This window comes from Curtobacterium sp. PhB25, assembly GCF_004365375.1.
Lineage (GTDB): Bacteria > Actinomycetota > Actinomycetes > Actinomycetales > Microbacteriaceae > Curtobacterium.
Genome location: NZ_SODR01000003.1, coordinates 397,864 through 408,368, shown reverse-complemented (window position 1 = coordinate 408,368; position 10,505 = coordinate 397,864). Strand labels below are relative to the sequence as shown.

The window sequence follows — 10,505 nt, the reverse complement described above, 5'->3', positions numbered from 1 at the left end:
GCTCCCAGGCACGACTCGAGGGCATGAGCCCGGTTCAATACCGAGCTCACGCCCTCGCGGCCTAATCTGACTTCACGGTCCAACAAACCGGGACCAGTTCACAGGTACCGCGCCTCCCGTCGACGGGTGGTCGCGTCGACCGCCTCGGTCGCGTCGGTCCGGTCGCGTCGGCCCGGCTCGCTTCAGCCCGGGCTCGTCAGTCCTGGTCGTCGACGGTGTACTCGTCGACCGGTGCCGGCTCACCGTCGGCGAGCGCGTCGACGATCCTGGTCAGCGACTCCGCGAGGACGGCGTTGTCGGCATCGGACAGGTGGTCGAGGACCCCGACCACGGCCTCGTGGAAGCGGGCGTACGAGGCATCGATCTTCTCGGCGGCGAGGTCGGTGGGTTCGAGGACCTGCGCACGACGGTCGGTGGGGTGCGCGGTGCGGACGAGGAGTTCCTTGTCGACGAGCGCGTCCACGAGCTTCGTGACCGAGGCGTTCGACACGGTCAGCATGACGGCGAGGTCCTTGGGGCCCATGGTGCGGCCGTCGCGGTGGGCCTGGAGCATGTACCGGATCGCCAGCGACTCGTTCTTGCTCAGCCCGCTCTCGATGCGTGCGGACTCGATCTGCTGCTCCTCGGCGTGCTGGAGGCGCAGCAGGGCGTCGACGGCGGTCTTCGCGGCCTCGGATCGGGGCTCGTGGGCGTAGAGGTGGACGTGCTCTCGACGGACGACGGTCAACGGCATGTGATCATGCGCTCCTTGCTACGCGGCGGGGACGGTGAAGAAGTCGGCGTACGCCGGCTCGGCGCGCCCGGCGAGGAGCGACGGGTCCTCGATGCGGCGCTCGACGTAGGCGTCGATGACGGCCGGGTCGGTCAGACCGATGCGGGTGTGGCTGCCACCGATCCGTGCCGCCCGAGGCATCCCGGAGTACGTGCTGTGCATGTCTGATCCCGCCCTTCTGCGGCCGTTCGTCCCCTGCGGACGCTCGAACTCTTTCACGACGTGAACGTTTTTCGCAACGAACGATTCGCAAACTGTACGTTTCGCGCACCGAACCGTTCGCTTCGCACATCAGCGCGCGGTGGGGGCCTGCGGTCGAAGACCCTCCGATACGCTGCACATCAGATGCCACTCTCGCCGGGGAGTGCATCCGGGCAAAGTTGAAGCCCACCACCGCAGCAACGGTGGTGGGCTTCGATCAGCTCTCCGAGTGGAAAGCCAGGGAAACAAGTCTTCCCGAGCTGAGCGCTCGGGAGCAAGTGTACGCGGGCACGCTCGCGTACGCATCCCTGGCTCTCCGCTCTTTCGTGTCGGCCGGCTGACACCGAGAGGAGGACTCGATGTCGAAGGACAACGAGTCCGACCGCAGGCGTCAGGTTCCGTGGTTGGGGATCGCGAGCTTGCTCGTGACCGTGGCGCGGTTCTTGTACGACCTGGGGCGGAAGGGCTAGGTGCTCGAGGCATCCCGCGGCGGTTCCATCGTCGCGGGATGCCTTCCGGAGCCGTCAGACCATCGCTGCGGCCATCACCGCGACCGCGATCCCCATGGCGAGCGTCTCGACGACGGGGAGCGCGCGGGTCCGACGCCGGATGCCGTCCCGCACCATGTGGGCGGTGAGCAGCAGGTAGCCGGTGGTCAGGCCGCCGAGGACGACCTGCCACGTCACGGCGACCGCACCACCGTGCCCGTGCACGCCGACACCCGTCATGCCGGTCATGCCGGGGTCGTGCGCCATGCCGACGCCCAGCGCGCCCATCACCAGCAGACCGAGCGCCGCGTGCAGTCGCCCGAACCGACCGTGCGCCGACGCGACCCGGACCGACGGAGCCGACCCGGGCCTCCCGTCCGAACCGGACGCACCGGACGCACCAGACGCACCAGACGCACCAGACGCACCAGACGCACCAGACGCACCAGATGCACTCTGTACCCGGTGCACCGCGGCGACCACGACGGCCAGCAGCGCGAGCACCACGAACCAGAGCACCCCGGGCAGCACGCGCGGCCCGAAGGCCCCGTCCACCATCGCGGCCACCATCACCACTGCCGCCACCACGTCGACCGCACGGCCGGGGCGCCACGCCCCGACCGTGCAGCAGGCCCCGGCGGACGCCGGCACGATCGCGGCGAGCCCGAGCAGGTCGGTCACGTCAGTGTCCGTGCCCGTGGTCGTGTGCGACGGCGTCGTGCGCCGCCTCGACGCCACCGGACGCGTGGTGCGAGCAGTGCGACGCCGCCGTCGCGCCGATGGCCGCCGGCACGTTCAGCGCCGGGTTCCGCGGGAAGAACCCGTACGGCTTGAGCGTGAACTTGGCGTAGTCGACCGGCATGACGGGCCAGTCCTCGGGCCGCGGGAAGTGCGTCGGGCCGAAGGTGTGCCAGAGCACGATGTCCTCGCCGTCGAGCGGTCGGTCCCCCTCGACGTAGCGGGCGACCCCGTCGCCGCCGGGGTTCTGGTGCACGAAGTCGCCGGCGGCGAAGCGCTCCGCCGGGTCGTACTGCGTGACGTACAGGTGCTTGCGCGCGAACTCGGCACGGGCGGCGACGGAGGACGAGTCGTCGGCGAGCAGCACCGGGGCGTCCTGCGGGTACAGCACGTAGCCGGTGGGGCGGTCGAGGTGGTTGCGCTCCTCGGTGTTCGAGACGAACCACGTGCGCGCCTTGGACGCGTCGGCGAGACGACCCGACGACGACTCCGACGCGATCCGGGCCACCGACTTCGTGAACGCGTTGCCGTGCTCGTTGCCCGGTCCGACCGGCACCCGCACGGCGTCGACCTCGTCCACGGCGTTCGACAGCCCGTCGACCATCATGTCGAGTCGCGCCGAGAACAGGTGCTGGTGGTACGGGGCACCGAGGCCGGGGGCGACCTCGGAGGCGTAGGGGTAGTCGTCGCCGGACTCCGAGCGCCCCGGGTACGAGCTGGTGAAGAGCACGCCGGTGAGCTTCGCCTCACACTCGATCGTGCCGTCCAGGTAGAGGTACCAGTAGAAGCCGTAGTCGTAGTTGCCGACGGTGGTGAAGAACGAGATCACCAGGCGGCGGGATCGACGGACCTCCTGCGAGCCGGTGTAGATGTCGCCGTGCTTCCAGAGCGTGCCGAAGTCCTCCTCGTGCATGCAGATGCCGTTGCGGATGGTCTGCGGGTTGCCGAGCTCGTCGGCCAGGACGGCGTCGAAGTACTGGATCTCGCCGACGCAGTCGCAGCCGAGCTCGAGCGAGTTCGTGAACCGCCCGAACAGGTACTCGCCGGTGTCGAAGTAGTTCTGCCAGAACCGCACCGGAGACGGGTCGCCGTACGGCACGAGCATCTCGTCGATCGACGCCCGGTACACGATCGGGCGCAGCCGCTCGCCGTCCTGCCACGAGAGCTGGCGGAGCACGAGTCCCTCGCGGGCGTCGAAGCCGACCTGGAACCGCCAGTTCGCCCACTCGACGAACTCGCCGTCGACGCGGAACGACGGCCCCTCGGGCTGGGTGATGACGATCGGCTTGAGGTCGAGCGGTTCGCCCTGCATCGCGGGGTCGTCGAAGTTCCCCGAGGTGGTCGGAACGGGCATGTCCGCCACGTCCACGATCCGCGTGACGGCCCGGTTCGCCGCGTCGACGTACGCCGACAGGCCGTCGACGGGGTGCGCCCACACGTGGTCGGCCGGGTGGTCCTGCTTGAAGGCGAGCACGCGCAGGATGCGCCGCCCCTGCTCCTCCGGGTAGTCGTAGTACCCGGCGGACAGCGGCACGCACTTGACCTCGTCGGCGGACAGTCCGCGCTTCGCCAGGGCAGCGACCCAGCGCTCGTCCGCGTTCGCGATCTCGCCGACGGCGTCGAACTCCTCGATCAGGACGGGCAGCTGGCCACGGGACCCGTCGAGCACGTCGGTCCGCAGCACCGTGCCGGTGGTGATCGACACGACGCGGTCGGTGGAGCGACCGGTCGCCATGTCGAGCAGCATCACCCGGGCCGTGCGGTCCGGCAGGGGGCCGTCGCCGGCCTGCCACGCCAGGACCTCCTGCTTGTGCGGCTCCTCGAGGCCGACGTAGGCGAAGCGGGTGGTGTCGGTCCAGTCCGGCTGCGCCGTGACGAGGTCGCGGACGGCGGTGAACTCGTCGGGCGTCAGGCTGCCGAGCGGGTGCGCGGTGGTGTCTGCGTCGGTGGTCACGGTGGTCGGGTCGGTGATCGTCATGTGCGTGGTGCTCCTTGCGCGTTGCGTCGTGCGTGGGGTCGGGTCGGTTCGGCCGGGAGGCGCGTGGTGCGCCCGGCGGGTCAGCTCTCGGTGGCGAGACGGTCGAGCATCAGCTCGTAGCGGCTCCGACTGCGGCGTCGCAGCACCACGGCCTGCACCACGCCGATGACGGGGACGACCACGACCAGGCCGGTGAGCACGATGCTCACGACGCCGAAGACGCTCGCGCCCGAGGCGTCGACGTCGCCGACGAGCGTCGGGAAGTTCACCCAGATCAGGACGGCAGCGGCGACGAGCCCGAGGAACCCGAGGACGGGGGCCACGATGGTGTTCCAGACCCGCCGGTCACCGGGGTTGCGGCGGAAGTACACGATGACGGCGAGGCTCGTCGCGGCCATCAGGATCGCGACGCCCAGGGTGGCGACGCCGGCGAACCAGCTGAACACCTGCAGCACCGGGTCCAGGCCGAGCACCGCGAACAGCACCATCAGCACTGCGGCGGTGACGGTCTGCACCAGGCTCGAGGTGTGCGGCGACGCGTGCTTCCGGTGCACGTCGCCGAGCCGGCCGGGCAGCAGCGACGCGTTCGCCATCGAGTGCTGGTACCGGGTGATCACGTTGTGGAACGACAGGACGCAGGCGAACATGCTCGTCAGCAGCAGCACGTTGAGGACGGCTTCCCCGGCGCTGCCGATGTACTGCGCGGCGGTGGTGAGGATGAGCGACCCCGGGTCCTTCGCGACCTCGGCGAGGATGCCGTCGGGGCCCCACGCCATCACGAGCCCCCACGACGCGAGTGTGTAGAAGACACCGATGCCGATCACGGCCGTGTAGGTCGCACGCGGGATGGTCCGCTCCGGGTCCTTCGCCTCGTCGCGGAAGATCGCGGTGGCCTCGAACCCGATGAACGCGGCGATGGCGAACATCAGCCCGACGCCGGGCGACCCGGACATGATCTGCGTCGGCTCGAACGGTGCGAGGGACAGGCCGTCGGCCCCGCCGCGGAACACGATCGCCGCGACCAGGACGAGCACGATGCCGACCTCGCCGACGAGCATCACGCCGAGCACCTTGCTCGACAGGTCGATGTGCCGGTAGCCGAGCATCCCGACCAGGGCCACGACGACGAGCGACCAGACGTACCAGGGGATGTCCGGTCCGCCGAGACCCGTGACGGTGACCCCGAGCAGGTACCCGATGTAGCCGTGCACACTGACCTGGATGGTCGTGTAGGTCAGGAGCGCCAGCGTGGCGGCTCCCGCGCCGGCCGGACGCCCGAGCCCGTGTCCGACGAACGTGAAGAACGCGCCGGGCCGCGGCACGTGCCGGGTCATCGCCGCCAACCCCACCGAGAACAGCAGCAGCACGACGGCCGACGCGGCGTACAGCGACGGGAATCCGACCCCGTTGCCGAGCAGCATGCCGAGCGGGGCGGCGCCGCCGACGACGGTGAGCGGGGCGGCGGCCGCGACGACCATGAACACGATCGCGGTGACGCCGAGCGAGCCGCGCATGGTCCGCTGCGGCGCGGGTGCGGCTCCGAGTGACGCGGGGTCCTTCGTGATGCTGGACATCGTGGCCTTCCGGTTCGGGTGGGACGGGGTGGGTGGGGATCGCAGGTGGTGGTGCTGGGTGTGACCACGGTCCCGTGCCGCCGTTGCGGTGCCGTTCCACCGGCGTGAAGCCCTGTCGCCGTCGAATGGGACGTGCTCGTCGGAGGCGTCTCATTTGCGTGAGACGCCGTCGAAACACCACGGAGACACGGCCGCAACGGCGCAGCCCTACGGTTGCCGCATGACCGCGCTCGACCGAGCCATCGCCGACCCGCCACGGGTACCCGGCGTCGGCACGCGCTCCCCCGTCGACGGGTTGTCGCGGCGGAGCATCGGCCCGGTCGACGTGCTCGCGCAGTCGGTGTCCGCCGTGGCACCGTCCGCTGCCGCGACCACGATCCCGGTCCTCGTCGCGACGGTCGCCGGCCAGGGGGCCACGTGGTCGCTCCTGGCAGCGATGGCGCTGTCGTTCCTGGTCGGGCGGACGGTGAACCAGTTCGTCCGACGCGTCGCCGGCACGGGGTCGCTCTACACCTACGTCTCGCTCGGGCTCGGCCCGGTCGCCGGGGTCGTCGCGGGCGCAGCACTCCTGCTCGGGTACGGCTTCATCGCGATGTTCTCGCTCACCGGCAGCGGCTACTACCTCGACTACCTGCTGTCCCGCTTCGTTCCGGCCGCCGGCGACGACGCCCTGGTCACGATCGTCGTGGTGCTGGTGATGGGCGCGGCCGTCTTCGCGGTGATCGCGCTCGGGGTCCGGTTGTCGACCCGGCTGACGTTGCTCGTCGAGTCGCTGTCGGTGGCGGTCATCGTGGTCCTGATCGTCGCGCTGGTCGCGCGCCTGCACCCGGCCGACGCCTCCGCCGTCGCCCTCGGGCCGACGCAGCCGGCGTCGTTCGCGGTCGGCACCGCCCTCGCCGTGACCGCGTTCGTCGGGTTCGAGAGCGCGTCGGTGCTCGGTGTGGAGGCCCGGCGCCCGTTCCAGGCGATCCCCCGCGCGATCTCGTGGACCGTCCTGGTCGCCGGCGTCCTCTACGTGGTCAGCGCTGCGGCTCAGCAGATGGGGTTCGCCGCCGTGGGCGCCGACCTCGCGTCGAGCGCCTCGCCCGTGAACGAGCTGGCGAACGCCTTCGGCATGCAGTGGATCGGGTGGGCGCTCGACCTCGGGATCGCGGCGTCGTTCGCGGCGTGCGCGATCGCCTCGACCACGGCGCTCGTGCGGGTCCTGTTCGCGATGGGCCGCGAGGGGGTCCTCCCCCGGGTGCTCGGTCGGGCGTCGCCGCGCTTCCGGACCCCGTTCGTGGCTGGCGCGGTCGCGTGCGGCATGCTCACGGTGCTGCCGGTCCTGGGCCTGGCGAGCGGGATCCCGACGTGGACGCTGATGGAGGCCGAGCTCGTCGTCGCCGCCCTCGGGTACATCGCCGCGTACGCCCTGACGTGCTTCGCGGCCCCGGTGTTCCTGCGGCGCATCGGCGAGCTGACGGCGGGGGTGGCGGTCGTCGCCGTCACGACCGGGGTCCTGCTGACCGCCGTCCTGCTCACCTACCTCGGGGTCGAGGCCGCGTCGTCCCGTTGGCCGGCCGTCGCCCTCGCCGTCGGGACGGTCGCCGCGGTGGTGGTCGCGTTCCTGGTGGCCACGCGTCGGCGACCCTGGCGGCGGGGTCGGAGCCGCGCCGTGTACGACGTGCCGGTCGAGACGGACCTGCTGGGGGCCTCCCGTCCGTCCGCCGGAACCGGCCACCAGGCGGAGGTGCGGTGAGCGAACCCGGACTCCGCGCACGGCAGCCGAAGGCGATCCAGAATGCCCTCGCGGTGCTGGAGGCCGCCGCGCACGCGGGACCGGGCGTCACCGCCCAGCAGATCTCGGAGGCCCTCGGGATGCCGCGGGCCACCACCTACCGGCTCATCACGCTGCTCGTCGAGGACGAGTACCTCGTCCGGTTGCCGGACCTGCGCGGCTTCGCCCTCGGCCACAAGGTCGCCGACCTGGCCGGGGTGTCGCCGGCTCCGGTACTCGCACCGCTGCCCCGGGCCGTGCGGTCGGTGCTCGCCGACGTCCGCTCCGCCGTCCGGGCGGGCGTGCACCTGGCGCGCTACGACGCCGCCGGTGTGCGCGACATCGACGTCGACCCGGACTTCCCGCTGCTCGACGAGGCCGCGCTGCGGGCCACACCCGGGTCGAGTGCAATGGGGCGGTTGCACGCCGAAGGGGGCCTCGGACCGGTGCACCAGGTCGGCGCGTTCACGGCGGGGTTCGGGTGCCTGGCGCTGCCCGTCCGCGGCGAGCGCGGAGAGCTCGTGGCGGGGCTGACCCTGTCGGCGCCGGCGGCCCGGGTGTCGTCGCCGGGTGACGCGTTGGTGCACCTGCGCCGGGCAGTGACGCGGCTCGAGCCGCTGCTCGGGTGAGGCGTGGTCACACGTCCGATGTCGCTGCGGCCCGCCGCGAACCGCAGTGCACGGTACTCAGCGCCCGGATCCGCGTCGACGCAAGGCGACGACACCGGCCCAGACCGTGCAGCCGGCGAACCCGAGAACGAGCGCGGACACGACCGGGATCGCGAACGCGTCTCCGATCGACTGCTGTCCGCCGAGCCACACGACGACGAGGAGCAGGACCAAACACCCTGCGGCGATGATCGTCGCGACGTTGCCAGCTGATCGTGAGCCCATGTCCACCTCGTTCCGTTGCGATACCCACCGACACTACGAGAAGAGCATGTGCTCGTCGACCGGCGAGCCGCGACGGGCGGGCAGACTGCAGCGCCCCGGCATAGCGTGGGCGCGTGGACCTCGAACTCAAGAACCGTGTCGCACTCGTCGTCGGAGGCAAGGGGTACATCGGTACCGCTGTCGCCGATCGTCTCCGTACCGAGGGGGCGACCGTCGTCGTCGCGTCCCGCAGCGCCGACGACTCCGACGGCAGCGTGTCGATCGACACCGCCTCGCAGGACTCCGTGGACGCGGGCATCGCCACCGTCCTCGAGCGGCACGGGCGCATCGACGTGCTCGTCGTGACCGCTGCCCCGAGCGCGAGCACCCTCGACCCGGCTCGGAAGTCCGACCCGGAGCAGGTCCTCGACGCGATCGACGGCAAGGCGCTCGGGTTCCTCCGCGTCGCGAACGCCGTGCTCCCCGCTCAGCGCGAGGCCGGGTTCGGCCGCGTGGTCGTCGTGAGCGGGCAGAACGCCTACTTCTCCGGCAACATCACGGCGTCGCTCCGGAACACCGCGGTGAGCGTCATCGCGAAGAACCTGGCCGACGACGTGGCGGGGACCGGGGTCACGGTGAACGTCGTCAACCCCGGGACGGTGACGGACACCCCGTCCGCCGAGGTCCGCCCGGGCGGCCCCGGCGACTCGACCCCGCAGCAGATCGCTGATCTCATCGCGTTCCTGTCGTCGCCGCTGAACGCGGTGTCCGGCGAGTCCGTCTCGATCGCGCACCGCCAGCGGGGATCCGTCGTCATCTGATCCCGAGTACGAGTGTCAGGATCTGCTCTTGCCTGCAGAAGTACCGGTGCACCGCAGGTGGGCTTCCGGAGGCGAGCCCCACGTCCGTCCGTGCTGCGTCGACGTGCCGCTCGCGCACGCCAGGCGGTGCCGTGCCACGGAGCGCTGACCGGCACGCCGAGTTCGTGACGAATCGGGGCCGCTCCCCGTCTTCATCATGAATGACCGAGAACCTCTTGCCCGCTCCTGGATCCGATGGCGCCGGCGGTCCACCCTCGATTGCCGACGGAGCGCCGTCGGTCCCTGGAGCCTGCCCGCAGGAGTGGTGCGGCAGCGTCTTCGATCGGTGGCGCTGCGGGCTGGCCCCCGCGCACGACGGGATGCACGTCGCCGTGCTGCCCGGGTCCACGGCGCGCTGGAGCGAGGGTCTCTCCGGCCGTCGACTTCGGAACCTCTCGCGTCGATCGGAACAGCGGTCGACGGCACTGTGAAGCGTCGGATGGACGCTCCACTACCGGCGCATGCGGTCGGTTGAGTACTCGGGTGTGGCGTACCTCCCACCTTGCGGCACGTCCGGGGCAAGGGGCGCGCGCGTGCTCCACGCAGCCGCGTCGTCCTGCGGGAAGAAGCCGACGGCTTCCCCGGGCTGGAGGTCCCACCATCCATCGGTGTTCGCGGAGACGGCGTAGAACACTGCCGTGTGTTCGGTGGTCGTCATCGCCGCGACGAAGGCGCGGATCGCGTCCGCGGGGCTGAGCCACGTCTGCTGCTCTCGAGCCGAAGACGGCTGCTCCTCGTAACTGCCGATGCGCAACGAGATGGTGCTCATGCCGAACTTGTCCGCGTACAGCCGGCAGAGTGCTTCCCCCGCGGCCTTCGACACTCCGTAGAAGCCGTCAGGTCGTGGCGGCATGTCGGGCGTCACGTGGTGACCCGCGGTGTACGAGCCCGTCAGGCGGTTGCTGCTCGCGTACACGACCCGACGTACCCGTGCCCGCCGGGCGGCCTCGAGCACGTGGTAGGTCCCGACGATGTTCACCTCGGCCAGGTCGTGGAAGTCAGCCTCGTCCGCGATTCCGCCCAGATGGACCACACCGTCAGCTCCGGCGAAGAGTTCCACCAGGTTCTCCAGGTCGGCGAGGTCGACCGATGCGACGGACTCCTGTGGGCTGCTGGAGGTGATCGGACGGATGTCGGTGGAGACGAGGACCGCATGGCGCTCCAACAGCGCCGACCGGAGCGCAGACCCGATGTTCCCGGCAGCACCGGTGACGACCCAACGGCTTCCGGCGATGCTCGACATCGTGCGATCGTACTGGCGACGCC

At 70.9% G+C, this 10,505-nt stretch carries 10 protein-coding genes; 3 read left to right on the top strand and 7 right to left on the bottom strand.

The genetic code is table 11. The features are described 5' to 3' along the window. Positions 1-196: 196 nt before the first annotated feature. The 5 genes from EDF51_RS08835 to EDF51_RS08815 all read right to left on the bottom strand — a co-directional run bounded on the left by EDF51_RS08835 (position 197) and on the right by EDF51_RS08815 (position 5,751). The gene (locus EDF51_RS08835; protein ID WP_123292878.1) at positions 197-733 is read right to left on the bottom strand and encodes a MarR family transcriptional regulator; all 537 of its coding nucleotides are present in this window, start codon (positions 731-733) and stop codon (positions 197-199) included. An 18-nt stretch (positions 734-751) separates the two neighbouring features. Further along, positions 752-934, bottom strand: a complete 183-nt coding sequence (locus tag EDF51_RS08830) for a hypothetical protein (protein WP_123292879.1) — start codon at positions 932-934, stop codon at positions 752-754. A gap of 563 nt (positions 935-1,497) precedes the next feature. Next, positions 1,498-2,142, bottom strand: coding sequence for a hypothetical protein (locus tag EDF51_RS08825; RefSeq protein WP_134194500.1), 645 nt, complete (start codon positions 2,140-2,142; stop codon positions 1,498-1,500). Between the two features lies 1 nt (position 2,143). Next, positions 2,144-4,177, bottom strand: coding sequence for a primary-amine oxidase (locus EDF51_RS08820; protein WP_131878026.1), 2,034 nt, complete (start codon positions 4,175-4,177; stop codon positions 2,144-2,146). 80 nt (positions 4,178-4,257) lie between these two features. Then, positions 4,258-5,751, bottom strand: coding sequence for an APC family permease (locus EDF51_RS08815; protein ID WP_123292882.1), 1,494 nt, complete (start codon positions 5,749-5,751; stop codon positions 4,258-4,260). A gap of 220 nt (positions 5,752-5,971) precedes the next feature. Between EDF51_RS08815 and EDF51_RS08810 the strand changes: the two genes are divergently transcribed. Together EDF51_RS08810 and EDF51_RS08805 are read left to right on the top strand one after the other, a co-directional pair. After that, a complete protein-coding gene (locus EDF51_RS08810) occupies positions 5,972-7,489 on the top strand; it encodes an APC family permease (RefSeq protein WP_134194498.1) in 1,518 nt (505 codons plus the stop codon). Then, the gene (locus EDF51_RS08805) at positions 7,486-8,136 is read left to right on the top strand and encodes a helix-turn-helix domain-containing protein (RefSeq protein WP_243648806.1); all 651 of its coding nucleotides are present in this window, start codon (positions 7,486-7,488) and stop codon (positions 8,134-8,136) included. The genes EDF51_RS08810 and EDF51_RS08805 overlap by 4 nt, the downstream gene beginning before the upstream one ends. 57 nt (positions 8,137-8,193) lie before the next feature. Here the strand turns inward: EDF51_RS08805 and EDF51_RS08800 are convergent, their stop codons facing one another. Further along, positions 8,194-8,400: a hypothetical protein gene (locus tag EDF51_RS08800; RefSeq protein WP_131878022.1), complete on the bottom strand. Its 207-nt coding sequence runs from the start codon at positions 8,398-8,400 to the stop codon at positions 8,194-8,196. 113 nt (positions 8,401-8,513) lie between these two features. Between EDF51_RS08800 and EDF51_RS08795 the strand changes: the two genes are divergently transcribed. Next, positions 8,514-9,200 carry an SDR family oxidoreductase gene (locus EDF51_RS08795; protein WP_131878020.1) on the top strand — a complete coding sequence of 229 codons (687 nt, stop codon included), beginning with the start codon at positions 8,514-8,516 and terminating at the stop codon, positions 9,198-9,200. Positions 9,201-9,690: 490 nt separating this feature from the next. On the opposite strand, the gene EDF51_RS08790 is transcribed toward EDF51_RS08795, so the two are convergent. Then, the gene (locus tag EDF51_RS08790; protein ID WP_131878018.1) at positions 9,691-10,482 is read right to left on the bottom strand and encodes an NAD(P)-dependent oxidoreductase; all 792 of its coding nucleotides are present in this window, start codon (positions 10,480-10,482) and stop codon (positions 9,691-9,693) included. Positions 10,483-10,505 lie beyond the last annotated feature (23 nt).

Bases quoted from the DNA above. Each gene is read 5' to 3' on its own strand.
- EDF51_RS08830 (WP_123292879.1), bottom strand. From the start codon at position 934: ATGCACAGCACGTACTCCGGGATGCCTCGGGCGGCACGGATCGGTGGC.
- EDF51_RS08800 (WP_131878022.1), bottom strand. From the start codon at position 8,400: ATGGGCTCACGATCAGCTGGCAACGTCGCGACGATCATCGCCGCAGGG.
- EDF51_RS08815 (WP_123292882.1), bottom strand. From the start codon at position 5,751: ATGTCCAGCATCACGAAGGACCCCGCGTCACTCGGAGCCGCACCCGCG.
- EDF51_RS08835 (WP_123292878.1), bottom strand. From the start codon at position 733: ATGCCGTTGACCGTCGTCCGTCGAGAGCACGTCCACCTCTACGCCCAC.
- EDF51_RS08790 (WP_131878018.1), bottom strand. From the start codon at position 10,482: ATGTCGAGCATCGCCGGAAGCCGTTGGGTCGTCACCGGTGCTGCCGGG.
- EDF51_RS08810 (WP_134194498.1), top strand. From the start codon at position 5,972: ATGACCGCGCTCGACCGAGCCATCGCCGACCCGCCACGGGTACCCGGC.
- EDF51_RS08820 (WP_131878026.1), bottom strand. From the start codon at position 4,177: ATGACGATCACCGACCCGACCACCGTGACCACCGACGCAGACACCACC.